Here is a 24,873-nt window from a genome sequence, read left to right as displayed (position 1 = left end):
GCAGGGGATCAGCTCAACAGGACGCGGACCACACACGACCGAAGTCGATGTGGTCGCGGGTGACCAGCCGCTGCCATGGACGCATGGGACCAAGTGGAACAGGCATCCGTTTCCGCGTCAACCGCCAAGTGATCCATCGCTCACCGCGCGGACGGCGGGCCAACCACCCTTGACAGCGGGCCGTGTTCACCCCATAGCCTCAAGGACCGGTCGTGCTGAGGGGCGCGGCCCGTTCCGCCCGTGTGAAGGCGTGCGACTCCCGTGATCGACAGCGTCCACGGAGCCTTCGCATGTCTTCCGACACCCTCGACGCCCCCGCCGTACCCCCCGCGGCCCCGCCCGGCGCACCGGACGGTGCCGTACCGCGCATCGTGCCGCGGCGCCGCACCGGCCAGTGGGCGGCGGCCGTCCTCGTCCTCGCCGTCGCGGCCCTGGCCGTCACGTCCGTGGTCCGCAACCCCGCCTTCCAATGGGGCGTGGTCGCCGACTACTTCCTGACCGGCGCGGTGCTGCGCGGTCTGGGGCTCACCCTCTGGCTGACCGCCGCGGTGATGGTGCTCGGCTTCGCGCTGGGCACCCTGCTCGCGGTGCTGCGGCTGTCCGGCAACCCCGTGCTGCGCGGCGTCGCCCGGGGCTACGTCTGGCTGTTCCGGTCGATGCCGATCCTGGTGCAGCTGCTGTTCTGGTTCAACATCGGTGCGCTGTACCCGGTCGTCCTCGGCGTCCGCACGGTCGACCTGCTCGGCCCGGTCACCGTCGCCGTCATCGGGCTCACCCTGCACGAGGCCGCGTACGCCGCCGAGGTCGTCCGCGGCGGCGTGCTGTCCGTCGACAAGGGGCAGCTGGAGGCCGCGCAGTCGCTGGGGCTCGGGCCCTGGCGGCGGCTGCGCCGGATCGTGCTGCCGCAGGCGATGCGGTCGATCGTGCCGCCGGCCGGGAACATGCTCATCGGCACGCTGAAGGGCACCTCGATCGTCAGCGTCATCGCGGTCCAGGACCTGCTCTACTCCGTCCAGTTGGTCTACCACCGGACCTACCAGGTCGTCCCGCTGCTGCTGGTGGCGACCCTCTGGTACGTCCTCGTCACCTCCGTCCTCGGCGTCGGCCAGCACTACGTCGAGCGGCACTACGCCCGCGGTACGGCCGGTGCCCGGTGAGGCCGGCCACGCGCGGCGCCGTACGGCCGTCGGTGGTGATCGTGGGCGCCGGCCCGCGGGGCACCGGGATCCTGGAACGGATCGCCGCCAACGCCCCCGAGCTGTACGGCGATACGCCGCTCGACCTGCACCTGGTCGATCCGCATCCGCCCGGCGGCGGCCGGATCTGGCGCCGTGACCAGTCCCCGCTGCTGTGGATGAACTCCCTGTCCGAGGACGTCACCATGTTCACCGACGAGAGCGTCGAGTTGGCGGGGCCGGTGCGGCCCGGCCCCTCGCTCGCCGAGTGGGCGCGGGCGGTGCGGGCCGGCGAGATCCCGGTCGCGCCGGACGTGGCCGGCGGCGTCGCGGCGCTGGGGCCGCAGGACTTCGCCGGGCGGCGGCTCCAGAGCGCCTATCTGCGCTGGGTGTACGAGGAGGCGGTGGCCGCGCTGCCGCCGCGGGTCGCCGTGCACGAGCACCGGCGCACCGCGCTGCGGATCTCCGGGCCGCGCGACGGGCGCCAGCAGGTGTGGCTGGCGGGCCGCCCCACCCCGCTGCGGGCCGACCTGGTCGTCCTGGCGCTCGGCCATCTGGAGTCGGAACTCTCCGAGGAGCAGCGGGAGTTGAGCGGCTTCGCGGACCGGCACGGGCTGACGTACCTGCCGCCGGCGTTCACCGCCGACAGCGATCTGAGCGCGCTGCGGCCGGGCGAGCCGGTGCTGGTGCGCGGCTTCGGGCTGGCCTTCGTCGACCTGATGGTGCTGCTGACCGAGGGGCGCGGCGGCACGTACACCACGGGCGCCGACGGGAAGTTGACGTACCGGCCTTCGGGCCGCGAGCCGGTCCTGTACGTGGGATCGCGGCGCGGGGTGCCCTACCACTCCAAGATCGGCTACCGGCTGTCCGGCGAACGGCCGCCGCTGCCCCGGTTCTTCGGGCCGCGGCAGGTCGACGAGCTGCTGGCCCGGCCCGGCGGCCCGGACTTCCGGCGCGACGTCTGGCCGCTGATCGACAAGGAGCTGGGCTTCGCCCACTACCACCGGCTGTTCACCGCGCACCCCGAACGCACCCGGATGCACCGGCCGGACTTCGAGGAGAAGTACGCCGCCGCCGACCCGGGCAGCGCCGCACTCCGGGCCCTGGTCGCCGCCGCGGTCCCGGACCCGGCCGACCGGCTCGACCTGGACGCGCTGGACCACCCGCTGGACGGGGTGCGCTACGCGGACGGCGCGGCCCTCCAGGAAGGGCTGCGCGGCTACATCGAGGCCGACCTCGCCCGCCGCCACGACCCCGCGCACAGCCCCGACCTGGCGGTCTTCCTCGCGCTGCTGTCGGTCTACGGGCAGCTGGTCCGGATAGGCGACCGCGGCCCCTGGTGGCACGGCTTCTTCAGCTATCTCGCCTCCGGTCCGCCGGGACCGCGGCTGCGGCAGCTGCTCGCGCTCTCCCGGGCCGGGCTGGTGCGCTTCCTGGGCGCCGGCCTCACCGTCGCCGCCGATGAGACCCACGGGGTGTTCCGCGCCACCGGCGCGAGCGTGCCCGGGGAGTCGGTCGCGGCACGCGCACTGGTGGAGGCACGGCTGCCGGAGCCGACCGTCGCGCACACCCGGGACCGGCTGCTGCACGCCCTGTACGCCGAGGGCGCGGTGGCGACGCCCGCCGGCCTGCTGGCCGTCGACCCCGCCGACGGCCGCATCCTGGACCGGGCCGGCCGCCCGCATCCGCGCCGCTTCGCCCTCGGCCCGCACACCGACGCGCGGGCCGGCGGGGCCTTCACCCGCCCCCGCACCAACGCGCCCGCCTTCCGGCAGAACGACGCGAGCGCGCGCGCCCTGCTCACCTTCCTCCGGGACCGCACCGCCCCGCCGGTACCCGTCCCCGCACTCACCCCCGAGGCCCCCCATGCCGCTGACCAGTGATCCGCCCGCCGGCTCCGCCCTCGCCGGGACGCCCGCCCCGCAGGTCGTCCAGCTGCGTACCAGCGGCTGGACTTCGGGATCCCTTTCGGCCCCGGCGTCTTCCACCTCGACACCATGGGGCTGGTCGGCGCGATGGGCGCGGGGGTGCTCGGGCCGGCGCTGCACCAGGCCGCGTACGCCGCCGAGATCGTCCGCGCCGGGGTGCTGGCGGTGGACGGCGGGCAGGTGGAGGCGGCGGCCGCCCTCGGCATCCCCCGGCTGCGCCGGATCGTGCTGCCGCAGGCGATGCGCTCGATCCTGCCGAACGCCGGCAACGAGGCGATCTCGCTCTGCAAGGGCACCTCGATCGTCTCCGTGAGGGCGATCGGCGAACTCTGCTACCAGGTCCAGGTCATCTACGGACGGAACGGCCGGGCGGTGCCCCTGCTTGATGGCGGCCACCGCTTGGTACATCCTGCTCACCACCGTGCCCTCCGTCCTCCAGCACTACGTCGAACGCCACTACACCAAGGGAGCCGCGCGGTGAACGCCATGGTCGAGGTCCGCTCCGTCCACAAGAGCTTCGGCTCGCTCGACGTGCTGAAGGGGGTGGACCTCCAGGTCCGTACCGGCGAAGTCGCCGTCGTCCTGGGTCCGTCGGGCTCCGGCAAGTCCACCCTGCTGCGCACCATCAACCACCTGGAGAAGGTCGACAGCGGCTGGATCAGCGTCAACGGCGCGCTGATCGGCTACCGGCGCTCCGGCGACCGGCTGTACGAGCTGCGGGAGCGCGACATCCTCAAGCAGCGCACCCGGATCGGCTTCGTCTTCCAGGACTTCCACCTCTTCCCGCATCTGACGGCGCTGGAGAACATCACCGAGGCGCCGGTCTCCGCGCTGCGCCGACCGAAGGCGTCGGCGGTGCGCACCGCCGAGCGGCTGCTCGACCGGGTCGGGCTCGCCGACAAGGCCGGCGCCTACCCCGGGCAGCTCTCCGGCGGCCAGCAGCAGAGGGTCGCCATCGCCCGGGCGCTCGCCCTGGAGCCCGATCTGCTGCTCTTCGACGAGCCGACCTCCGCTCTCGACCCGGAGCTGGTCGGTGAAGTCCTCGACGTCATCAAGGACTTGGCGGGCCGGGGCACCACGATGATCGTCGTCACCCACGAGATCGGCTTCGCCCGCGAGGTCGCCGACACCGTCGTCTTCATGGACGGCGGGCGGATCGTCGAACAGGGCCCGCCCGGGGAGGTCCTGGACCGCCCGCGCCACGAGCGCACCAGAGCCTTCCTCTCCAAGGTCCTGTGACCCCGACGACCCCTGACCCTGACCCCGGCACCCGCCCACCCCACCCCACCCCACCCCGCCCACGAGGAGACCTGCGTCGATCCACCGCACGCTCGCCGCCGTCCTCGCCACCCACCGGGCTCGACAAGCCGGCGATGGAGGCCAGGAAGGGCAGCGGCTGGAAGGTCCGCGGCGCCCGGGACGTCGCGGGGCGGACCGTCGCGGTCGGCTCCGGCACCAACCAGGAGACGATCCTGGTCGACCGGAGCAGGCAGGACGAGAAGGCCGGCCGCGAGCCGGTCGACATCACGTACTTCCCGAAGCCGTCGGACGTCTACCTGGCACTCCAATCGGGCCGTGCCGACGGCTACTTCGGCCCCGACCCGTCCGTCGCCCACCACGTGGCCACCGGGCAGACGGAGATCACGGGACCTTCTCGGGCGGCGGCGCCACCGTCCAGGGGGAGATCGCCGCCACCACGAGGAAGGACAGCGGCCTGGTGGAGGCGTACGCCGCCGCGCTCCGGAAGGTCATCCTCGACGGCCGCCATGCCAAGGGCCTGGCCCGCTGGGGGCTGTCCGGCGAGGCCGTCGCGACCTCGCGCGTCAATCCGCCCGACCTGCCCGGGACCGCCGACCGACCCCGCGCCCCGCACCCGCCGCGCTCGGTGCGCACGGTGTGACCGTCTCCTGACCAGCTGACGCGCGGACCGGGCCCCGTATGCCGGCGGGCGGCGGCCCGGCCGCGGGCCCGCCGCGAGCCTCGACCGCCTCCCGGGCCGGGCCTACCATGGGAGACAAAAGCGACTCGGGCGACGCAACGGCACACTTCAGGGAGCCGTGATGGTCGAAGAACTGGTCGCGGCCGGGGTGGCGCTGGCCTCCGCGGGCGCGGTGTATCTGATGGCGGCGGCGCGGGTGGTCAAGCAGTACGAGCGCGGCGTGGTGCTCCGCCTGGGGCGGCTGACCAGCGAGGTGCGCGAACCGGGCTTCAACATGATCATCCCCGGCATCGACCGGATGCGTAAGGTCAACATGCAGATCGTCACGATGCCGGTGCCCGCCCAGGAAGGCATCACCCGCGACAACGTCACGGTCCGGGTCGACGCGGTGGTCTACTTCAAGGTCGTGGACGCCGCCGACGCGGTCGTCCGGGTCGAGGACTACCGCTTCGCGGTCTCGCAAATGGCGCAGACCTCGCTGCGCTCGATCATCGGCAAGAGCGAACTGGACGACCTGCTGTCGAACAGGGAGAAGCTCAACCAGGGCCTGGAGCTGATGATGGACAGCCCGGCCATCGGCTGGGGCGTGAGCGTCGACCGGGTCGAGATCAAGGACGTCTCACTGCCGGAGACGATGAAGCGCTCGATGGCCCGCCAGGCGGAGGCGACCCGGGACCGGCGGGCCCGCGTGATCAACGCGGACGCCGAACTCCAGGCGTCCAAGAAGCTGGCCGAGGCCGCCGCGGCGATGTCCGACCAGCCCGCGGCGCTGCAACTGCGGCTGCTGCAGACCGTGGTGGCGGTAGCCGCCGAGAAGAACTCCACCCTGGTCCTGCCGTTCCCCGTGGAGCTGCTGCGGTTCCTGGAGCGCTCCGGGCTCCAGGCCCAGGCGCAGACCGCCCAGGCGGAGGCGGAGACCGAACGGGCGCGCGCGACGGGTCCGGCCGCGCCTGAGACTCCGGCTATGGCCCCGTCCCCGGCTACGGCTCCGTCCCCGTCCCCGGCTCCGGCTCCGGTGGAGAACGGCGCCGCCGACGGTGAACTGCCCCTGCTGGAGGACCTCCCGGAGGCCGAGAAACTGTCGTAGGCCCCGCCGCCCCCGCTGATCGCCGTACGTACCCGTCCTCGTAGGGGGCGCGCGTACGGCGATTTGGCGCGCTGCGCGCCGTCGTTTTCCGGACATTGGCAACCCTCACACTTCCCGCGCCGCCGGCGGCCCGGCACGCCCTCTGATGTCCGCACTCGGGATCGGCGCGTGCGGATATCGGTGTGAGTGTCGTGTGACGAAAAGGTGAACTCCCGTACCCAAGACCGGAACTCGGTCTTGTGCACGAGTGTGGCGGGTGGGAATACTCGGCTCCGCACGTTGGCATGGACGCGACTCCCCGAGGTGCCGTTGCGGGGCCGAGCCGTCTGTGCTCCGATTCCCCACTCTCGGGCCCGTGCGCTCCCCTCAGTCCGGGCCCATCCCCCCACGGGAGGCTCTGAGTTGAAGCACCGACGCATACCCAACCGCCGCGCGATGCTGGCCGGCGCGGGCGCGCTCGCCCTCGCCACCACCGCGACCGTCACCCTCGCCAACGCCAACGCCGCCCCGGCCCCCACCCCCACGGTGGCCAAGCTCACCCCGGCCGCGGCGACCACCCTGGCGTCCCAGCTCAAGACCGGCGCGGCCGGCGCGTATTACGACGCCCAGGCCCAGAAGCTGGTCGTCAACGTCGTCGACCAGGCCGCGGCCAAGACCGTACGGGCCAAGGGCGCGGAGGCCAGACTCGTCAAGTACTCGCTCGCCCAGCTCGACTCGGCCCGGCAGACGCTGAAGGCCAGGGCCACGATCCCCGGCACCGCCTGGGGCGTGGACCCGAAGAGCAACAAGGTCGTGGTGACCGCCGACCGCACGGTCAAGGGCGCCAAGCTGGCCCAGCTCACCAAGGTCGCCAAGGGCCTCGGCGACAAGGTCGAACTCCGCCAGACCAAGGGGGAGTTCAAGCCCCTCATCGCCGGTGGTGACGCGATCTGGGGCAGCAGCGCCCGCTGCTCGCTCGGCTTCAACGTGACCAAGGACGGCCAGCCGTACATCCTGACCGCGGGCCATTGCGGCAACGCCGTCCAGGACTGGTCCGACCAGCAGGGCGGCCAGACGATCGCGAGCACCGAGACGTCCAAGTTCCCGGGCAACGACTACTCGATCGCCAAGTACGCCGGCAGCGCCGCCAGCATCGACCACCCCAGCGAGGTCGACCTCTACAACGGCAGCACCCAGAAGATCACAGGGGCGGCGGACGCCACCGTCGGCGAGAAGGTGAAGCGCAGCGGCAGCACCACCCAGGTCCACGACGGCACCGTCAAGGCGCTGAACGCCAGCGTCAACTACCAGGAAGGCACGGTCGACGGTCTGATCCAGACCGATGTCTGCGCCGAGCCCGGTGACAGCGGCGGCGCCCTCTTCGACGGCGAGAAGGCGCTCGGCCTCACCTCCGGCGGCAGCGGCGACTGCACCAACGGCGGCGAGACCTTCTTCCAGCCCGTTCCGGCGGCCCTCCAGGCCACCGGCACCAAGATCGGCTGACCCCCGCACGTACGATGAAGCACAGGCCCCCGGACGGTTGCGTCGTCCGGGGGCCTGTGTCATGGATGGCGCGGGGCGGTCGGTCAGAACTCGAAGACCGAGCCGTGGTCCGCCATCTCACAGGCGTTGGGGAAGACGTGCGTGTACGAGAGGCGGCGGCCCTGCCAGACGCCGTCCGCGGTGACCACGACGGGGTCCCAGATCTGGGGGCATATCCGGCCGCTCTCGGTCGCCGTCACCTCGGTGAAGTCGCCGGACGCCGTGCGCAGTTGGGTGCAGGCAGCCCGTGCGTACGGGTGGGAGCCGGACGCGCCCGGCATACAGCTGAGGGTCGCCGCGCGCAGTGCCGTGGCGGTCTCGCGGCTGTCGCCCTGGCCGACCGTCAGCACCAACTCGCTCTGGGCGTACAGTCCGCCGGTCCGCGCGGGCTGCACCGGTGCGGCGGCGGCCTGTGCGGTGGTGGCGAGCGACCCCAGGACCAGCGCCGCGCCGAGCGCAATCGCACCAGTGATGTACCGCATAACGAGCTCCTTTGCTCGTAGGTTTCAGATACCGGACGGGAGTCTGGCCCAACCGCATCTCAAACGCACGCGGGGCGTTCACTTTCGGTCGTTAGGTGAAAGCTGAGGGTAATGGCGCGATCAGGCCGGGGTGTTGGAGGTGGGGTGCGGGGGCGGCGGGGTGCTGCCAGTGCGGATGCGGCCGGGCTGGTGTCCCTGCCGGGTGTGCGGGTGGGTCAGGGAGGGGGGAATCCGGCCACCGACCGGTCGTTCGGGAGGTATTCGATCTCCGGCGATTGGCCGAAGGTCTGGGCCAGTTGTGAAGCGCCCGGCTACTTGTGACACTTGTTCAGCTCCGGCAGTCCCGCGGTCAGCGCGCGCATCCCGCGGACGACCAGTTCGCCGGGCCCGTGCGGGCCGTCGGGCCGCTCCTCGCCCGCGGCCCACTCCTCGACCGCGACCCGCATCGCGGTGTTGGCGGCAGCGGCGGCCAGCCGTACCGCCAGGGGGTCCGCGCCGGTCAGCCGCGCGAGGACCGGCCGCAGTGCCTCCTCGGAGTCGTGGTGGACGCGGTGCCAGACCGCGCGCAGCCCGGGGTCGCCGGGCATTGCCCGCAGCAGCCCGCGGGTCCAGCGCAGCGCCTCGGCGGCCGGTTCGCCGGCCGGGGTGAGGGCCCGGCGGGCGGCCGCTTCCAGTGCCTCGCGGACGGGCGGCGCGTCCGGTCCGGCGGTCATCGCGGCCAGGTCGTCGATCCACTGCCGCACGCCGACGGCGAGCAGCGGCGCCACCGCGTCCTCCTTGGTGCGGAAGTAGCGGTAGAAGGTGCGCAGCGCGACGCCCGAGGCGCGGGCGATCTCGTCGGCGGTGACCCCGGGGCCGCGCTCCGCGAACAGGGCCGCCGCGGTGCGGGCGATCTCCAGCTGGGTCTCGGCCTTGCGTCGCTCCGTGAGGGAGGGGCGGGGGCGCGGCTCGGGGTGGGGTGCGGTGGGCATGGGGCCAGCTTACGGAGCGCGGTGACAGAACGGCATGACATGTGAATCTGGCACAACGTGCCAAGTGCGCGTACGGTGCGGACGTACCCCAGCGAAGGGGCCTTCGAGAACGGAGCAGCACCATGAACCGCTTTGACGGACGCCGCGTACTGATCACCGGAGCCGGCTCGGGCATCGGGCAGGCCACCGTCCACCGGATCCTCGCCGAGGGCGGCCGGGTCGTGGCGGTGGACGTCGACACCGCGGGCCTTGCGGCCACCGCCGAACGCGCCACCGCGGACGGCGCCGCCGGGCGCCTGGAGACCGCCGCGCTCGACATATCCGACGAGGCCGCGGTCCGCTCCGGCGTCGCCGCCGCGGTGGAGCGCCTCGGCGGGCTCGACGTCCTGGTCAACGCGGCCGGCATCCTGCGCTCCTCGCACACCCACGAGACCAGCCTGGACTTCTTCAACAAGATCATCTCGGTCAACCTGACCGGCACCTTCCTGATGATCCGCGAGTCGCTGCCCGCCCTCCTGGCGGGCGTGGCGCCGGTGATCGTCAACTTCAGCTCCACCTCCGCCTCGTTCGCGCACCCGTACATGTCGGCGTACGCGGCGAGCAAGGGCGGCATCCAGTCCATGACGCACGCCATCGCGAGCGAGTACGGCAAGCAGGGGCTGCGCGCCGTGTGCGTGGCGCCGGGCTCCATCGCCAGCAACATGACCACCGGGCGCGGCCCGGGGCTGCCCGAGGACGCCGACATGAGCCTGTTCATGAAGCTCGCCCCGGCCATCGGGCAGGGCTTCGCGGGCCCGGAGACCGTCGCCGGCGTCATCGCGATGCTCGCCTCGGAGGACGGCGCGTTCATCACCGGCACGGAGATCCGGATCGACGGCGGTACGCACATGTGACGCCCAACGCCCCTGTGGTCAGGGGGTGTTGCGGGATGCGGAGCCCCGTGCGTGCCGCGTCGGGAGGGGCGCGGCAGGCGCGGGGCGCCGGGTCCGTCCGCGGACCGTTCGCTCCCGGTTACGCAGGCAGTCGCTCCCCGCTCCCCGGCTCGCCGTCCGCCCGCTCGCCGTCCGTTCCGCGGAGCGTCGCGAGGGCGAGGGTGGCCAGGGTCCCGCCCACCGCCCAGGCGGCGAGCACCAGCAGCGGTCCGGTCAGCGCCCGGCCGTTGAAGTACGCGAGGGAGCGCGCCGCCCAGGTGCCGGCGCCCGGCGGCAGCGCGGGCCCGATCGCGTGCCAGAACGGCGGCAGCAGCGGATACGGATAGGCGCCGCCCGCGCTCGGGTTGCCGAACACCACGATCACCAGGATCGCCAGGCCGATACCGATGACGCCCAGCAGCCCCTGGAACGCCAGCGTCGTGGCCCCCACCGCGAAGACGACCAGCGCGCCCAGCCCCCACAGTCCGAAGAGGCTGCCGGGCAGCGCGCCGAGGACCGGGCCGACCACGATCGCCCCGGCCAGTCCGGCGGCGATCGCGTACAGCGCCAGCGCGGCCAGCCGGATGACGGCCCGCTGCCCGTTGGTCGGGCGGGCCCCGGCGCTGACCGCCAGGATCGCGGCGCACAGATAGCCGCCCACGCACCAGCCCACGGCCAGGTAGAACGACGACAGGCTGCGGCTGTCGCCCGCGGCGGCCGGCGCCACGTCCTCCGTGCGGACGGCCCGCTGCCGGGCCAGCTCCGCCTTGACCACGACCGCCTCGACGGCCTGGGAGAGCGAGGCCCCGCCGCCGCCGGCGACCAGCAGCCGGTCGGTGCGGCCGTGTGGATCGACGATCAGCGCGGCGTCGATCGTCCGGTCGTCGATCCGGCGCCGCGCGGCCTGTTCGGAGGCGGCCGGGCGGGGGTCCAGCGGTGCGCCGGGCAGCCGGTCCAGCTGGCGCACCAGCTGCCCGCCGGCCGGGCCGGGCGCGACCACCGCGAGCGGCACCCGGTCCGGCTTCGGGTGGTGGAAGGCGCCGGTGTACGACGTGATGAACGCGACCATCAGGCCCAGCACACCGATCACCAGCAGCGCCGCCCGGGGCGTCACCGCGCTCTTCACCTCCTCCAGGAAGGTGATCCGGGTGCCGCCGTCGGTCGTGGCCATGCGCCGCTCCGTTCCGGGATTCCGGCCCTGTTTTCCGGGCTTTATGGCCACATCTTCCGGTCGGTGGTGGGGCCGTGCAGATTGGGTGGGCTGATCGACGGATGGGTGCGGGCGGCTTCCCGAGACGCGCGTTCGTACGAGTGTTCGAGTTGGCGTTATGGTGGAGGGAGTGAAACGAGGGACACGGAGTCGGCCAGGGGGCGGATGAGGCGCAGGAGGTGCGGATGCCCGGGTTCACGCATCTGCACACCGCTTCGGGGTTCTCCCTGCGCTACGGCGCCTCCCACCCGGAGCGGCTGGCCGAGCGCGCCGCCGAGCGCGGAATGGACGCCCTCGCGCTGACCGACCGGGACGGGCTCTCCGGCGCCGTACGGTTCGCCAAGGCCGCCGCCGGGGCCGGTATCCGCCCGCTGTTCGGCGCCGAACTGGCCGTGGCGGAACGGGAACCGGCGCCCCGGCCCACCGCCCGCCGCCGCACCCCGGTGCGCGGCGGCGCCTTCCTCGACGAGTCCGCCGCCCGCGCCGTCTTCCTGGCCCGGGACGGCGCCGCCGGCTGGGCCGCCCTGTGCCGGCTGGTCTCGGCCGCCCACGCGGGCCGGGGCGAGCAGCCCGTACTTCCCCAAGACGCCCTGGAATCCGCCACGGACGGGCTGACCGTGCTGCTCGGACCGGACTCCGACGTCGGCCGGGCGCTGGCCGCCGGCCGCCCGGACCGCGCCGCCCGGCTCCTCGCCCCCTGGCGCGAGCTGTACGGCGACGCGCTGCGCCTGGAGGCCGTCGACCACGGGCGCCCGGGCAGCGGCCCCGGCTCGCTGCGGCTGGCCGCCCGTACCCTCGGCTTCGCCGTCGACCAGGGCGTGTGCGCGGTACTGACCAACGCGGTCCGCTACGCCGACCCCGGTCAGGGTCCGGTCGCCGACGTCCTGGACTCCGCCCGCCGGCTGGTGCCGGTGGACCGGCACCGCCCCGAGACCTGGGACAGCGGCGAGCGCTGGCTCAAGGACACCGCCGCGATGAGCCGCACCGCCGACCGGATCGCCGAGGCGGCCGGCTTCCGGCGCGGCGTCGCCCACCGGCTGCTCGCCATGACCGAGGAGGCCGCCGGGGAGTGCCTGGTGGACCCGCAGGACGACATCGGGCTGGGCCGTATCCACTTCCCCGAGCCCCGGCTGGTCGGCGCGGAACACCGCACCGCCGCCCGGGTGCTGCGCTCCCGCTGCGCCGCCGCGATGGTGCTGCGGGGCTACGACCGCGACCGTATGCGCTGGGCCCGGCTGCACGACGAACTGCGCACCATCGAACGGCTCGGCTACCCCTCGTACTTCCTGACGGTCGCCCGGGTCGTCGACGACGTGCGGGAGCGGGGCATCCGGGTCGCGGCCCGCGGGTCCGGCGCCGGGTCCCTGGTCAACCACCTCCTGGGCATCGCGCACGCCGACCCGGTCGAGCACGGGCTGCTGATGGAGCGCTTCCTGTCCGAGCGGCGGGCCGCGCTGCCGGACATCGACATCGACGTCGAGTCGGCCCGCCGGCTGGAGGTCTACCACGCGATCTTCGACCGCTTCGGCGCGGAGCGGGTGGCGACCGTCTCGATGCCGGAGACCTACCGCGTACGGCACGCCGTACGGGACGTGGGCGCCGCCCTCGGCATGGATCCGGCCCGGGTGGACCGGCTCGCCAAGGCGTTCCCGCACATCCGGGCCCGGGACGCGCGGGCCGCGCTGGCCGAGCTGCCCGAGCTGCGCGGCGTCCGGGAGAGCTCCGACGAGCGGCTGTGGCCGCTGGTCGAGGCGCTGGACGCGCTGCCGCGCGGGATCGCCATGCACCCGTGCGGGGTGCTGCTCTCGGACGCCACGCTGCTGGACCGCACGCCCGTCGTGCCGACCAGCGGCGAGGGGTTCGCGATGTCCCAGTTCGACAAGGAGGACGTGGAGGACCTCGGGCTGCTCAAGCTCGATGTGCTGGGGGTGCGGATGCAGTCCGCGATGGCGCACGCCGTCGCCGAGATCGGTCGGGCCACCGGGGTCCGGCTCGACCTGGACGACCCGGCGCAGGTGCCGCCCGGCGACCCGGCGACCTACGACCTGATCCGCTCGACCGAGACGCTGGGCTGCTTCCAGATCGAGTCGCCCGGCCAGCGCGACCTGGTCGGCCGGCTCCAGCCCGCCACCTTCCACGACCTGGTCGTCGACATCTCGCTGTTCCGGCCGGGGCCGGTCGCCGCCGACATGGTGCGGCCCTTCATCGAGGCCCGGCACGGCCGCGCGGCGGTCCGCTACCCGCATCCCGACCTGGCGGAACCGCTGCGCGAGACCTACGGCGTGGTGGTGTTCCACGAGCAGATCATCGAGATCCTGCGGATCATGACGGGGTGCCGGCGGGACGAGGCGGACGAGCAGCGGCGCGCGCTGTCGGACCCGGAGAAGCAGGGCCGGGTGCGCGCCTGGTTCGCCGGGCGGGCCGAGCGGCGCGGATACGCACCCGAAGTCATCGCGCACACCTGGGAGATCGTCGAGGCGTTCGGCGCGTACGGCTTCTGCAAGGCGCACGCGGTGGCGTTCGCGGTGCCCACCTACCAGTCCGCCTGGCTCAAGGCGCACCACCCCGCGGCCTTCTACGCCGGGCTGCTCACCCACGACCCCGGGATGTACCCGAAGCGGCTGCTGCTCGCGGACGCCCGGCGGCGCGGGGTGCCGGTGCTGCCGCTGGATGTGAACCGGTCGGCGGTCCGCCATAGAATCGAACTGGTGTCCGGTGACGGTGGTTCCCGCGGTGTCTGGGGGCTGCGGCTCGCGCTCTGCGACGTGCACGGCATGAGCGAGGCCGAGGCGCGGCGGATCGTGGACGGGCAGCCCTACCGCTCGCTCCAGGACCTGTGGCAGCGGGCCCGGCCGGGCCGCCCGGTGGCCGAACGCCTCGCCCGGGTGGGCGCGTTGGACGCCTTCGGCGCCAACCGGCGGGATCTGCTGCTGCACATCGCCGAGCTGCACCACCGGCAACGCGGCGCCTCCGGCGGCCAGTTGGCGCTGCACACGGACCAGGACGCGCCCGACCGGATCGCGCCGGCGGGCCTGCCCGACCTCGGCGACGCCGAACGGCTCAGCGCCGAGCTGGGCGTCCTCGGCATGGACGCCTCCCGCCATCTGATGGCCGACCACCGGGAGTTCCTCACCGAGCTGGGCGCGGTGCCGGCACGGCTGCTGCGCACCGCCCGGCACGGCGAGACGGTGCTGGTCGCCGGGGCCAAGGCGGCCACCCAGACCCCGCCTATCCGCTCCGGCCGCCGGGTCATCTTCACCACCCTCGACGACAGCACCGGCCTGGTCGACTGCGCCTTCTTCGAGGACAGCCACGAGAGGTGCGCCCACACCGTCTTCCACTCCTGGCTGCTGCTGGTGCGCGGTACGGTCCAGCGGCGCGGGCCGCGCAGCCTCAGCGTGGTCGGCGCGGCGGCCTGGAACCTCGCCGAACTGGCCGAACTGCGCCGCGAGGGAGGCCTGGAGGCGGTCACCGCCCGGCTCGCCGCCGCACCGGACCGGCCGGCCGGGGACGCGACCGAGGCGGGCGCCGGAGGCGGCACCGCGCCGGAGCCCGAGCCAGTCGCCGCCGGGCGCACCATCCGCCTGGAGACCGGCTACGAGATGCACCCCTGGGCCGACCTCCAGCCGCCCGGCGAGCGCGCCGCCACCGGCCGCAAGCTGTGGCACTCCAGCCCCGGGAGTGCGGGATGAGCACGGCACCGGGGCCGCCCGCCGCCGTACCACCGGAGCCCTCCGGTGCCCCGCGGCCGGCCGGCATGCTCCACGTACGCTTCCGGACCGCCGACGGCGAGCCGGTCGGCGCCGAGCAGTACGAGCAACTGCTGCGCCTGCTGGGCCGGTTCACCCCGGCGGTCGAGGCGCTGCCGCCGGACGCCGCGCTGGCCGACGTCCGCGGGGCGCTGCGCTACTTCGACCGGGACGCGGTGGGGATCGCCGAGCTGATCCGGCTGCGCGCGCTGGCCTGGCACGGGGTGCGGTGCACGATCGGGATCGGCGGCAATCCGCTGCTGGCCCGTATGGCGGCCCGGGAAGCGCCGCCCGGAGGGATCCGGGCCGTTCCCGCGGACCCCCGGGAGGTCGCCGCCTTCCTCGACCGCCGCCCGGCCGCGGCGCTGGACGGCGTCGGGCCGGCGACCGCGCGCGCCCTGTGCGCGTACGGGCTCGACAGCGTCGGCCGGATCGCCGCCGCGCCGCCCGCCACCCTCCAGCGGATCCTCGGCGCGAAGGCCGGCCGGGCGGTCTCCGAGCGGGCCCGCGGTATCGATCCGACGCCGGTCACCCCCAACGCCTCCGCCCGCTCGATGGGCGCCGAACACCGCTTCGCCCACGACGAGTTGGACCCCGTCCGGCGCCGCCGGGCGCTGCTCTCGCTCGCCGACGGACTCGGCGCCCGGATGCGCGCGAGCGGGCAGGTGGCCCGGGCGCTCACCCTCACCGTCCGCTACGCCGACCGCTCCACGACGACCCGCACCCGGCGGCTGGAGGAGCCGACCGCGCACGGCCCCGCGCTGACCGAGGCGGCCTACGCCCTGCACGCCGCGCTCGGCCTCCAGCGGGCGCGGGTGCGGTCCCTGGCGCTGCGCGCGGAGGACCTCTGCCGCGCCGAACTCGCCGCGCACCAGCTGACCTTCGACCCGGCCGACGACAAGGCGCACCGCATCGAGGCGGCCGTGGACCGCGCCAGGGCCCGCTTCGGTACCGGCTCCGTACGCCCCGCGGCCACGCTCGGCCCGGCCCCCGGAACCGGCACCGCCCCGGCGTCCGGGCCTCCCGGCCCGGCCCGCACCACCGGCCGCCGGGCCCCATGGCCGGCGGGCAACCCCTTGGATCCGTCCGGCAGTTAGTCCCTGCACCCACCCCCCGCTCCGTCCACCCCGCCCGAGAGGGAAGCGCCCTCTCGGGCGCGGCGTATCGGCATACGGCGCGTGAAGTCTGCCCAAATACACGCAACCGGCGTTTCGCACCCGGGCGTTCGGTGAGGGTTGTGTGCGGTTTCCTTCACCGTCATACCGCTGGTACGTCCTGCTTACCCGGCCGTAACTTACTTGTCAGTTACCACGTTGGCCCTTGCGATCCGGATCGCAGGTGAACGGCTCACCGAGCACTTCGGAGTCCCCTCATCTCGCAAGGAGCATCGTATGAAGCTGCGCCGGTCACGCATGCGCCGGCCGAGAAGGCTCGCCCTCCTCCCGGTCGCCGCCCTGGCCATGGGCATCACCACCGCCACCCCTGCCGCCGCTGCCCCCACTGTCACCAGCGGCTGGAACAACTTCTCCTGCAAGCCCTCCGCCGCCCACCCCCGCCCGGTGGTCCTGGTGCACGGCACCCTCGGCAACGGCACCGACAACTGGCTCGGTCTCGCGCCCTACTTGGTCGACCGCGGCTACTGCGTCTTCTCCCTGGACTACGGTCAGCTGCCCGGCGTCCCGGTCTTCTACGGGCTCGGCCCGGTCGACGGCTCCGCGCAGCAACTCGCCACCTACGTGGACCGGGTGCTGGCCGCCACCGGCGCGCCCAAGGCCGATCTCGTCGGGCACTCCCAGGGCGGCATGATGGCGCGCGTCTACATGAAGTTCCACGGCGGTGCGGACAAGGTGAACACGCTGGTCGGGTTGGCCCCCGACAACCACGGCACCACCCTGGACGGGCTGACCAACCTGCTGAACCTCTTCCCCGGTGCCAAGCAGTACATCGACAAGTTCACCCCGGGGCTGACCGACCAGGCCGTCGGCTCCGACATCCTCAACCGCCTCAACGCCGGCGGCGACACCCTCCCCGGCGTCCACTACACCGTCATCGCGACCAAGTACGACGAGGTCGTCACGCCCTACACATCCGGCTACCTCAACGGTCCCGACGTCCACAACGTGCTGCTCCAGGACCTGTGCCCGGTGGACCTCTCCGAGCACGTCGCCATCGGGACGGTCGACCGGGCCGCCTTCCACGAGACGGCCAACGCGCTGGACCCGGCGCACGCCACCCCGACCACCTGCGTCTCCTGACCGGCGGCCGGCCCGGCCGGCGGACAGCGGCGGCCCGGCCCGCACCCCCGGTGCCGGCCGGGCCGTCCACCGCGGTACGTCAGCCGTTGCCGCGCCCCGGCCGGCGCAGTGTCAGGAAGCAGCCGGACGCGGCCGCCAGCGCCGCCGGGATCAGCAGCAGCCACCCCGAGAAGGCGAGCACCCCCGCCGTCAGCACGGAACTGGCCAGCACGCCGTACCACAGGAGGGTGCGGCGCGGCAGCAGCACCAGCGCGGCGGCCAGCCCGGCCAGGGTCACCGCGGCCAGACAGGTGGCGGTGGCCCGCATCAGCAGATCGAGATCGGTGCCGCCGGACCCGGCGGCCACGGCCAGCACGACCGACGCCGCGCCCAGCACCGCCAGCGAGCGGCGCGGCACCTCGCCCGGCGCCCCGCCCTTGGCCAGCCAGCGGGGCGCCGCCCCGTCCCGGCCGAGCGCCGCGCCGAGCCGGGAGGCCCCGGCCAGATAAGCGTTGGCCGTCCCGAAGGTGAGGAGCAGCGCCGCCGCGGCGGCCACCGGACGGGCCGCGCCGCCCACGCTACGGGTGAGCAGCGCGGTCAGCGGGGTGTCGGTGTCCGCGGCGGCTGGCCCCAGCACGCCGACGGTGGCCACCGCGAGCCCCAGGTAGAGCACCGTGATGACGGCGAGGGTGCGCCGGGTCACCCGCGGCAGGTCCCGCGCCGGATCGGCGAATTCACCGGACAGGTGACTGGCCGCCTCCCACCCGGCGAACGCGAAGAACAGCACCGCGGCCGCCGAGCCGACCGACACCCAGCCGCCCGGCATGAACGGGGTGAAGTGGGCGGTGGACACCTGCGGGGCGGCGGCCAGGACGGTGCACAGCAGCACCGCGGCCAGCAGCCCGCCGAGCAGCAGCTGTACCCGCCCGGACATCCGCAGCCCGACCGCGTTGGACACCAGCGACCCGGCCAGCACCGCCCCGCCGACCGCGGCCGCGCCGGCGTCGCCCCAGCCCACCGCGTCGGCCACGTACTTCCCGCCGATCCACGCGGCCGAGACCACTCCGATCGGCACCGCCCCGTAGAACCACCACCCGACCACCGCCGCGGCCCGCGGGCCGATCGCCCGGTGCACGTACGTGGCGACGCCCCCGCCGTCGGGGAACCGCGCGCCGAGCGCCGCGAAGGAGGCGGCGACCGGGACGCACATGGCCAACAGGACGACCCAGGCCAGGATCGAGGCGGGGCCGGCCGCGGCGGCGGCCAGCGACGGCAGCGTCAGGACACCCGGGCCCAGGACGGCGCCCGCGCAGAGCGCGGTGCCGCTGCCGATGCCCAGCCGCCGTACATCCGGCCGTGCGGAAGCGGAAAGGGATGATTCTTGTACGGACACGGGCGCTGACGGTAGCCGTTCGATTGGTCACATTGAGCTCCCGCCGAACGAAATTCGGTGGGTGCGGCACTATGGGGCCCATGGACGACATTGATTCGGCGATTGTCCGTGAACTCCAGCGCGATGCACGGCAGACCAACCGCGAACTCGCCCGCCTGCTGAACATCGCCCCCTCCACCTGCCTGGAGCGGGTCCGTGCCCTGCGCGCCCGCGGCGTGATCACCGGCTACCGCGCCACGGTGGACCTGCGCGCCCTCAACCGCCCCGTGCAGGCGCTGCTCACGGTCCGCATCCGGCCCATGAACCGGGAGGTCATCGAGCGCTTCAAGGCGTTTTTGACCTCGCTGCCCGAGGTGCTCAACGTCTATGTCGTCGCGGGCGGCGACGACTTCCTGGTCCATGTCGCGGTCCCGGACGTCGACCGGCTGCACGCCCTGCTCATGGACCAGGTCTTCAAGCGCCGCGAGGTCGTCGACTGCCGCAGCTCGGTCGTCTACCAGCACGTCGCCAACGACATCATCGAGCCGCTGCCGCCCGAACGGGCCTGACGGCCTGACGGGGGCAGCGGCCCGGGGCGATCGGCCGCGGTGCCGGAGCGGCTCAGCCGTGGTTGCGGACGGCCCTGCGGCGGGCGGTGGTGAACAGCACCCCGGCGCCCAGGGCGAGTACCGCGGCGCCGCCTATGGCGAGTGGGGCGGTGGCGGCGTTGCCACCGGTCTCGGCCAGCCGGCGGCCGTCGACGGGCCGCGCCGCGCCGTCGGGGTGCGCACCGCCGGCCACCGACGCGGCGTCCGCACCCGCGGCCGCCGCCGGCCGGCCCGAACCGCCGGCCATGTGGCCGTGCCCGCTCATGTCCATCGACGACCTGCCGGCGCCCGCCGCTATCTGGCGGTCGGTCGGCGCGGAGGCGGTGGGCGCCGGCGTCGCCGACCCGGCGCCGCCGCTGTCCTTGCCGAAGACCACGTCGGAGCAGGTGTAGAACGCCTCGGGGCTGTCCGAGCGCTGCCAGATGCTGTAGACGAGGTGGCGGCCCGAGCGGGCGGGCACCTTGCCGTCGAAGACGTACTCCCCGTTGGTCAGCGTCGGGTCGGTCACCTTCACGAACGGCTGGGACTCCAGGTCCGACCACTTCAGCGGCTTGGTCGGGTCGTAGCCGTCCTTGGTGAGGTACAGCTCGAAGGAGCCCTTGTGCGGGGCGGTGGCCTTGTAGTGGAAGGTGTGGTTGCCCGCCTGCATCTTCGTGGACGGCCAGTCGGCGCGCGGCAGGTCCAGACCCTTGTACTCGGGGTTGCCGGCGCCGCACAACCGGCCGTCCGGGATCTTCTCCTTGGACCTGCCGCCCGCGTTGCCGTCCCGCACCGCGTTCCAGTCGTAGAGCGCCTGGGTGCCGCCGGCCTGCACGGCCGCCTTGCACGCCGCCGACTTGGGGTGCTCCGGACCCTCCGCGTAACAGGCCGCGACCCGGCTGACCGGATCCGACATCGTCCCGTGCGCGGCGGCCGGGGCGGCGGCGAGCACGGTGAGCGCCAGGGGCGCGACGCCGACCAGGGCGAACACGGTGGCCTTGCGACGAACGGTCATCGTGGGGGGCTCCTTCAACAGGTGCGTCGGGTCCGGGGGTGGGGGAGCGAAGGCGGAGGTGGGGGGTCGGGACGCGGGCGCCGCGGTGCCGCCCCCCGGTGAACGGCACCGGCGGGTACCCGAACCCGCCTTGCGAGCAGCACGCTAGCCGCGCTGAGCAGCGGATTCGGCGCCCGGAGGCCGATCCAGGCGATCCTTATGGTCGCGTTAAGCCGGCTCTAAGCAGGGGCACAGGAAGCCCGGGGAAAACGGGCATCAGGGGTCCGGGGAACGGGGGTTGGGGTGCTGGCGGGTGCCGCCCGGGTCACCGGCCGTCGGGGTCGGGGAGCGGGGTCACCGGTCGTCGGGGTCGGCGAACGCGTCGATGAGGGCGCTCGCCGGTACGGTCTCGGCCACCGTTTCCAGGGGGAGTTCGGCCCAGATGAACTTGCCGTCGGCGGTGTAGCGGGCGCCCCACCGCTCGGCGTACTGGGCGATGAGGAACAGCCCCCGGCCGCCCTCGTCGGTGGTCCTGGCGTGGCGCAGATGCGGCGCGGTGCTGCTGCCGTCCGAGACCTCGCAGATCAGCGTCCCGTCCCGGATCATCCGCAGCCTGATCGGCCCGGAGGCGTGCCGGATGGCGTTGGTGACCAGTTCGCTGACGATCAGCTCGGTGGAGAACTCCAGCTTCTCCAGCCCCCATCGGGCCAGCTGCCCGGCGGCGGACCGGCGGGCCTCGCCGACCGCGGACGGGGCGGCGGCGATGTCCCACACGGCCAGCTGCTCCTTCGGCAGCGCCCGGGTGCGGGCCAGCAGCAGGGCCACGTCGTCGACCGGCCGGGCGCCGGGCAGGCTGCTGATGACGGAGTCGCAGATGTCCTCCAGCGGGGCCTGCGGATCGGCCAGCGCGGTCCGCAGCCGGGTGATCCCGCCGTCGAGGTCGAGGGCCTTGCCCAGCAGCAGACCGTTCGTGTAAAGCGCCAGCAAACTCCCTTCGGGCAGCGGGAGTTCCGCGGATTCGAAGGGCATCCCGCCCAGCCCCAGCGGCGGGCCGGTCGGGAGCTCCACGAGCTGGCAGGCGCCCGCCGGGCTGACCAGCAGCGGCGGCGGATGCCCGGCCCGGGCCAGCGTGCAGCAGCAGCTCACCGGGTCGTAGACCGCGTACAGGCAGGTCGCGCCGATCACCCCGTCGTCGCTGTTGGCGTCATGGGCGACCCGGTTGACCATGTCGTCCAGGTGGGCCAGCACCTCGTCCGGCGCCAGGTCCAGATCGGCCAGCGCCTGCACCGCGGCCCGCAGCCGCCCCATCGTGGCCGCGGCGTGCACCCCGTGCCCGACCACGTCGCCGACCACCAGCGCGACCCGGGCTCCGGACAGCGGGATCACATCGAACCAGTCGCCGCCCACACCCGTGGACGAATCGGCCGGCAGATAGCGGTACGCCGCGTCCACCGCGCTCTGTACGGGCAGATCGCGCGGCAGCAGACTGCGCTGGAGGGTGAGCGCCGCGGCGTGCTCGCGGGTGAACCGGCGGGCGTTGTCGAGGGAGATCGCCGCACGGGTCACGAACTCCTCGGCCAGCACCAGGTCATCGGGCTGGAACGGCCCGGTGGGCTGCCAGCGGGCGAACGTCGCCGCGCCCAGGAAGACGCCCCGGGCCCGCAGCGGCACCACCATCAGCGAGTGGAAGCCCAGCTCCCTCAGGCGCGCGGCACGGACCGGGTCGTCGGCCGGCCAGTCGCTGCCGCTGTCCAGGTCCAGGGCCGGCAGCAGCAGGGAGTCGCCCCCGGTCAGGCTCAGGACGACGGGCGCCGACGGGGCATAGGCGGCCGGCTCCCCGACGGCGATCACCGCCTCGGGGCAGCCCTCCCGTACGGACCGCTGGCCCGCCCGGCGCAGGGTGAACAGGGTCCCGGCGTCGATCGGCCCGGACGAGGGCTCCTCACCGGACACCATCGCGTCGAGCAGGTCGACGGTGACGAAGTCGGCGAGGTCCGGAACCGCCGCGTCCGCCAGCTCCTGCGCCGTCTGCCAGACGTCCAGCGAACTGCCGATCCGCTCCCCGGCGCGGTTGAGCAGCGCCATCCGCTGCCGGGCGCGATAGCCCTCCGTGACGTCCAGGACCATGTAGCAGACGCCCAGCACATGGCCGGCCTCGTCCTCCAGGCGGAAGAACGACGTCGAGTAGGCGTGCTCGCGCTGCGGATCGGACCGCGGGCGGCCCAGGTACTCGACGCCCACCGACGGGACGCCGGTCCGCAGCACCCGGCGCATCTCCGCCTCGATGGACTCGGCGGGCAGCCCCGGCTGCGCCTCGCCGATCCGCTTCCCGACCCGCTCGGCGCGCGGCGAGCCGCCCATCCGCTCCAGCGCGTCGTTCAGCCAGACGTACTGGAGATCGGGGTCCAGCATGGCCACCCCGACCGGCGACATCCCGAGAATCCCGTCCAGCATCGAACGGCCGAGCCCCGACCAGGGGGTCCGCATCATCTCGGCGGCCAGGACCAGCCGGAAGGGCCGTTTGTCGGCGTCCAGCACCGGCAGCACGCGCAGTTCCAGGTCCAGCCGGCGCCCGTCGCCGCGGCGTACCGCGGCCAGCCCGCTCCAGCCGTCCGCCGCCGCCAGCCGGTCCCGCCAGGCGCCGTCCTGCGACGGCTGACGGGGGTCGGCCCCGCCGAAGACCTCCGCGAGCGGCCGACCGACGGCCCGGGACACCGGATACCCCAGGAGCCGTTCGGCGCCCTCGGTCCAGCCCTGCACCACGCCCGTGCGATCGGCCAGCACCACGGCGGTCCGGGTGAAGTCGAGGACTCCGTCTCCGGTGAGGCGGCTGCTCGGGAATGCGCTCATCTACGACCGGTCCCATGCCGGTGCGACGCCCGGCGTCCGCGGCCCTCCGCCGCGGGCCGCCACCGGCTACCACCAGCGCTTTCCACGGTACTCTCCCGCCCCGCCCGGCCGCAGTCCACGGCCGCGCGCCCGGCGGTCCCCGGCCGTTGTCAGTGGCGGCGGGCACCATGGACGCATGACTGCCAACACCCCCGCCGACCAGGCGGAATCGCCCCTGCCCGACGCGGACGCTGCCTATTGGGAAGCCGCCGCCGCGACCTTCGACGAGGAGCCCGACCACGGCCTGCGCGACCCCGCCCTCCGCGCCGCCTGGGCCGCCCGGCTGCGCTCCTGGCTGCCCGCCGCGCCCGCCGAGATCCTCGATCTGGGCTGCGGCACGGGCAGCCTGGCGCTGCTCGCCGCCGAGCAGGGCCACCGGGTCACCGGCGTCGACCGTTCACCGGCCATGGTCGCGCTGGCCCGTGACAAGCTCGCGGGACGCGACGCGGTGTTCATAGTGGGCGAGGCCGCCGAACCGCCCGTCGGGGAGCGCCGGTTCGCCGCCGTCCTGGTGCGCCACGTCCTGTGGGCGCTGCCCGATCCGGCGTCCGTGCTGCGCCGGTGGGCGGGGCTGCTGGCCCCCGGCGGCCGGCTGGTCCTGGTGGAGGGCCGCTGGGGCGAGGCCGCCCCGATCGGCCTGCGCGCCACCGAACTCGCGGCGCTCGCCGCCCCGTTGGCGTCGCGTACGGAGCTGTTCGAGCTGTCGGACGAGCCGGCGCTGTGGGGGAGGGAGGTCTGCGACGAGCGGTACGCCCTGATCGTCCATCCGGACAGCCCCTGACCCCCTGGTCCCGTGACCCCCTGCCTCTCTGACCACCCCTGACTCCCTGGCCCCGCCCCCCTCACCCCTGCACCAGGTCCCGTACGCACCGCCGTTGGGCGGTGAACGGCCGGTAGCCGAAGGCGCGGTTGATGGCCAGCATCGGGGCGTTGCCGTCGTCGTTGCCGGTGAAGGCTTCGGTGCACCCGGCGTCCCGGGCGCGCCGCAGCGAGTCGGTCTTGGCGAGCCGGGCCAGGCCCCGGCCGCGGAAGGCGCGCCGGCTGCCGGTCATCGCCGAGACACAGCGGCCGAGGCCGTCGGTGGCGACCAGGGTGAAGGCGGCGACCTCGCCGTCGACGGTCACCACCGAGGTGAGGTCCAGGTCGATGTCGGGGTGCTCCCAGGTGGTGCGCAGCCAGGTCTCGTAGTCCATGGCGTCGATGGCGACATCGCCCGGCTCGTCCGCGGCGGCTTCCGCCTCCGCGGCGAACAGCGGATACGGATCGGCCCCGAAGTCCGCGCCGGTGCACAGCCGGACGCCGGGCGGCAAGGGGGCGGGGAGCGGGGGCGGCGCGGTGCCCGCGAGATCGAGCCGGAGAAAGCCGGCCCGGCGGGTGAGGCGGTAGCCGCGGCGCGCGGCGAAGGCCAGCGAGCCGGGTTCGTCGACGGCCCAGGCGAGGAGGTGCTCGGCGCCGACCGCGGCCAGATGCTCCTCGGCCGCGGTCAGCAGGGCCCCGCCGGCGCCCTGCCGCCGGTGGCCGGGGTGGACGACGGGGGTGCCCGCCGCCTGCCCCGGCACGCTGCTCTCGTGCACGAGCTGCGCGCTGATCTGGCCGATCACCCGGCCGGCCAGCTCGGCGACGAACACCCGCAGCCGCTTCGCCGGGGGAGCGCCGGCGACCTGCCGGGCGACGCCCTGCGGGGTCGAGATCAGATGCGGCAGGACCGCCCGCCGCAGGTCGGCGACGGCCTTGGCGTCCGCGGGTCGGAAGTCGCGCACGGTAAGCGTCATGGTCGCGCACGGTACGCCGCGGCGCCCCGCCGTGCCTCTCCTTTTAGCCCTC

The 24,873-nt window shown here is 74.1% G+C and carries 18 protein-coding genes and 2 pseudogenes; 13 read left to right on the top strand and 7 right to left on the bottom strand.

Annotation, left to right across the window (positions count from 1 at the left end):
- Positions 1-290: 290 nt before the first annotated feature.
- The 7 genes and pseudogenes from ACO1BR_RS14370 to ACO1BR_RS14340 all read left to right on the top strand — a co-directional run bounded on the left by ACO1BR_RS14370 (position 291) and on the right by ACO1BR_RS14340 (position 7,611).
- Positions 291-1,157 carry an amino acid ABC transporter permease gene (locus tag ACO1BR_RS14370; RefSeq protein ID WP_426795443.1) on the top strand — a complete coding sequence of 289 codons (867 nt, stop codon included), beginning with the start codon at positions 291-293 and terminating at the stop codon, positions 1,155-1,157.
- Complete coding sequence (locus ACO1BR_RS14365) at positions 1,154-3,058, top strand: FAD/NAD(P)-binding protein (RefSeq protein ID WP_426795442.1); 1,905 nt, start codon at positions 1,154-1,156, stop codon at positions 3,056-3,058. Before ACO1BR_RS14370 ends, ACO1BR_RS14365 begins: the two co-directional genes overlap by 4 nt.
- A gap of 57 nt (positions 3,059-3,115) precedes the next feature.
- Positions 3,116-3,584, top strand: a pseudogene (locus ACO1BR_RS14360) (amino acid ABC transporter permease); the annotation flags it as partial.
- A 5-nt stretch (positions 3,585-3,589) separates the two neighbouring features.
- Entirely contained in the window at positions 3,590-4,342 is a 753-nt protein-coding gene (locus tag ACO1BR_RS14355; RefSeq protein WP_426795500.1) for an amino acid ABC transporter ATP-binding protein, read from the top strand.
- A gap of 119 nt (positions 4,343-4,461) precedes the next feature.
- A pseudogene (locus ACO1BR_RS14350) lies at positions 4,462-5,003 on the top strand (ABC transporter substrate-binding protein); the annotation flags it as partial.
- Positions 5,004-5,163: 160 nt separating this feature from the next.
- Positions 5,164-6,129 (top strand): slipin family protein, encoded by a 966-nt coding sequence (locus ACO1BR_RS14345; protein ID WP_426795441.1) that lies wholly within the window; start codon positions 5,164-5,166, stop codon positions 6,127-6,129.
- 435 nt (positions 6,130-6,564) lie between these two features.
- On the top strand, positions 6,565-7,611 hold the full coding sequence (locus ACO1BR_RS14340) for a S1 family peptidase (protein ID WP_426795499.1): 1,047 nt from the start codon (positions 6,565-6,567) through the stop codon (positions 7,609-7,611).
- Positions 7,612-7,694: 83 nt separating this feature from the next.
- Here ACO1BR_RS14340 and ACO1BR_RS14335 read toward each other — a convergent pair whose 3' ends face one another.
- Both ACO1BR_RS14335 and ACO1BR_RS14330 read right to left on the bottom strand, forming a co-directional pair.
- The gene (locus ACO1BR_RS14335; protein WP_426795440.1) at positions 7,695-8,132 is read right to left on the bottom strand and encodes an SSI family serine proteinase inhibitor; all 438 of its coding nucleotides are present in this window, start codon (positions 8,130-8,132) and stop codon (positions 7,695-7,697) included.
- 311 nt (positions 8,133-8,443) lie between these two features.
- On the bottom strand, positions 8,444-9,103 hold the full coding sequence (locus ACO1BR_RS14330) for a TetR/AcrR family transcriptional regulator (RefSeq protein ID WP_426795439.1): 660 nt from the start codon (positions 9,101-9,103) through the stop codon (positions 8,444-8,446).
- 122 nt (positions 9,104-9,225) lie between these two features.
- Between ACO1BR_RS14330 and ACO1BR_RS14325 the strand changes: the two genes are divergently transcribed.
- Positions 9,226-9,996, top strand: coding sequence for an SDR family NAD(P)-dependent oxidoreductase (locus tag ACO1BR_RS14325; protein ID WP_426795438.1), 771 nt, complete (start codon positions 9,226-9,228; stop codon positions 9,994-9,996).
- Positions 9,997-10,114: 118 nt separating this feature from the next.
- On the opposite strand, the gene ACO1BR_RS14320 is transcribed toward ACO1BR_RS14325, so the two are convergent.
- Positions 10,115-11,185: a DUF3533 domain-containing protein gene (locus ACO1BR_RS14320; RefSeq protein WP_426795437.1), complete on the bottom strand. Its 1,071-nt coding sequence runs from the start codon at positions 11,183-11,185 to the stop codon at positions 10,115-10,117.
- Between the two features lie 224 nt (positions 11,186-11,409).
- Between ACO1BR_RS14320 and ACO1BR_RS14315 the strand changes: the two genes are divergently transcribed.
- The 3 genes from ACO1BR_RS14315 to ACO1BR_RS14305 all read left to right on the top strand — a co-directional run bounded on the left by ACO1BR_RS14315 (position 11,410) and on the right by ACO1BR_RS14305 (position 17,228).
- On the top strand, positions 11,410-14,916 hold the full coding sequence (locus ACO1BR_RS14315) for a DNA polymerase III subunit alpha (RefSeq protein WP_426795436.1): 3,507 nt from the start codon (positions 11,410-11,412) through the stop codon (positions 14,914-14,916).
- On the top strand, positions 14,913-16,070 hold the full coding sequence (locus ACO1BR_RS14310; RefSeq protein WP_426795435.1) for a DNA polymerase Y family protein: 1,158 nt from the start codon (positions 14,913-14,915) through the stop codon (positions 16,068-16,070). The genes ACO1BR_RS14315 and ACO1BR_RS14310 overlap by 4 nt, the downstream gene beginning before the upstream one ends.
- A gap of 294 nt (positions 16,071-16,364) precedes the next feature.
- On the top strand, positions 16,365-17,228 hold the full coding sequence (locus ACO1BR_RS14305) for a lipase family alpha/beta hydrolase (protein WP_426795434.1): 864 nt from the start codon (positions 16,365-16,367) through the stop codon (positions 17,226-17,228).
- Between the two features lie 79 nt (positions 17,229-17,307).
- On the opposite strand, the gene ACO1BR_RS14300 is transcribed toward ACO1BR_RS14305, so the two are convergent.
- Positions 17,308-18,600, bottom strand: coding sequence for an APC family permease (locus ACO1BR_RS14300; protein ID WP_426795433.1), 1,293 nt, complete (start codon positions 18,598-18,600; stop codon positions 17,308-17,310).
- An 80-nt stretch (positions 18,601-18,680) separates the two neighbouring features.
- Between ACO1BR_RS14300 and ACO1BR_RS14295 the strand changes: the two genes are divergently transcribed.
- Positions 18,681-19,148, top strand: a complete 468-nt coding sequence (locus tag ACO1BR_RS14295; RefSeq protein ID WP_159504600.1) for an Lrp/AsnC family transcriptional regulator — start codon at positions 18,681-18,683, stop codon at positions 19,146-19,148.
- 52 nt (positions 19,149-19,200) lie between these two features.
- On the opposite strand, the gene ACO1BR_RS14290 is transcribed toward ACO1BR_RS14295, so the two are convergent.
- Both ACO1BR_RS14290 and ACO1BR_RS14285 read right to left on the bottom strand, forming a co-directional pair.
- Positions 19,201-20,181: a lytic polysaccharide monooxygenase gene (locus ACO1BR_RS14290; RefSeq protein ID WP_426795432.1), complete on the bottom strand. Its 981-nt coding sequence runs from the start codon at positions 20,179-20,181 to the stop codon at positions 19,201-19,203.
- A gap of 333 nt (positions 20,182-20,514) precedes the next feature.
- Complete coding sequence (locus tag ACO1BR_RS14285) at positions 20,515-23,010, bottom strand: SpoIIE family protein phosphatase (RefSeq protein ID WP_426795431.1); 2,496 nt, start codon at positions 23,008-23,010, stop codon at positions 20,515-20,517.
- 175 nt (positions 23,011-23,185) lie between these two features.
- On the opposite strand from ACO1BR_RS14285, the gene ACO1BR_RS14280 reads away from it, so the two are divergent.
- The gene (locus ACO1BR_RS14280) at positions 23,186-23,830 is read left to right on the top strand and encodes a class I SAM-dependent methyltransferase (protein ID WP_426795430.1); all 645 of its coding nucleotides are present in this window, start codon (positions 23,186-23,188) and stop codon (positions 23,828-23,830) included.
- A gap of 61 nt (positions 23,831-23,891) precedes the next feature.
- Here the strand turns inward: ACO1BR_RS14280 and ACO1BR_RS14275 are convergent, their stop codons facing one another.
- The gene (locus ACO1BR_RS14275; RefSeq protein ID WP_426795429.1) at positions 23,892-24,821 is read right to left on the bottom strand and encodes an N-acetyltransferase family protein; all 930 of its coding nucleotides are present in this window, start codon (positions 24,819-24,821) and stop codon (positions 23,892-23,894) included.
- Positions 24,822-24,873 lie beyond the last annotated feature (52 nt).

The sequence above is a fragment of the Streptomyces sp. YGL11-2 genome (genome assembly GCF_050054615.1).
Classification (GTDB): Bacteria; Actinomycetota; Actinomycetes; order Streptomycetales; family Streptomycetaceae; genus Streptomyces.
Note: the sequence above shows the minus strand (reverse complement) of the source record. Positions and strands in the feature narration are given on the sequence as shown.

Excerpts from the sequence above, each read along its gene's own strand:
- ACO1BR_RS14340 (WP_426795499.1), top strand. The coding sequence starts at position 6,565 with ATGCTGGCCGGCGCGGGCGCGCTCGCCCTCGCCACCACCGCGACCGTC.
- ACO1BR_RS14305 (WP_426795434.1), top strand. The coding sequence starts at position 16,365 with ATGAAGCTGCGCCGGTCACGCATGCGCCGGCCGAGAAGGCTCGCCCTC.
- ACO1BR_RS14290 (WP_426795432.1), bottom strand. The coding sequence starts at position 20,181 with ATGACCGTTCGTCGCAAGGCCACCGTGTTCGCCCTGGTCGGCGTCGCG.
- ACO1BR_RS14275 (WP_426795429.1), bottom strand. The coding sequence starts at position 24,821 with ATGACGCTTACCGTGCGCGACTTCCGACCCGCGGACGCCAAGGCCGTC.
- ACO1BR_RS14295 (WP_159504600.1), top strand. The coding sequence starts at position 18,681 with ATGGACGACATTGATTCGGCGATTGTCCGTGAACTCCAGCGCGATGCA.
- ACO1BR_RS14320 (WP_426795437.1), bottom strand. The coding sequence starts at position 11,185 with ATGGCCACGACCGACGGCGGCACCCGGATCACCTTCCTGGAGGAGGTG.
- ACO1BR_RS14280 (WP_426795430.1), top strand. The coding sequence starts at position 23,186 with ATGACTGCCAACACCCCCGCCGACCAGGCGGAATCGCCCCTGCCCGAC.
- ACO1BR_RS14315 (WP_426795436.1), top strand. The coding sequence starts at position 11,410 with ATGCCCGGGTTCACGCATCTGCACACCGCTTCGGGGTTCTCCCTGCGC.
- ACO1BR_RS14310 (WP_426795435.1), top strand. The coding sequence starts at position 14,913 with ATGAGCACGGCACCGGGGCCGCCCGCCGCCGTACCACCGGAGCCCTCC.
- ACO1BR_RS14330 (WP_426795439.1), bottom strand. The coding sequence starts at position 9,103 with ATGCCCACCGCACCCCACCCCGAGCCGCGCCCCCGCCCCTCCCTCACG.
- ACO1BR_RS14325 (WP_426795438.1), top strand. The coding sequence starts at position 9,226 with ATGAACCGCTTTGACGGACGCCGCGTACTGATCACCGGAGCCGGCTCG.
- ACO1BR_RS14355 (WP_426795500.1), top strand. The coding sequence starts at position 3,590 with ATGGTCGAGGTCCGCTCCGTCCACAAGAGCTTCGGCTCGCTCGACGTG.
- ACO1BR_RS14285 (WP_426795431.1), bottom strand. The coding sequence starts at position 23,010 with ATGAGCGCATTCCCGAGCAGCCGCCTCACCGGAGACGGAGTCCTCGAC.
- ACO1BR_RS14335 (WP_426795440.1), bottom strand. The coding sequence starts at position 8,132 with ATGCGGTACATCACTGGTGCGATTGCGCTCGGCGCGGCGCTGGTCCTG.
- ACO1BR_RS14345 (WP_426795441.1), top strand. The coding sequence starts at position 5,164 with ATGGTCGAAGAACTGGTCGCGGCCGGGGTGGCGCTGGCCTCCGCGGGC.
- ACO1BR_RS14370 (WP_426795443.1), top strand. The coding sequence starts at position 291 with ATGTCTTCCGACACCCTCGACGCCCCCGCCGTACCCCCCGCGGCCCCG.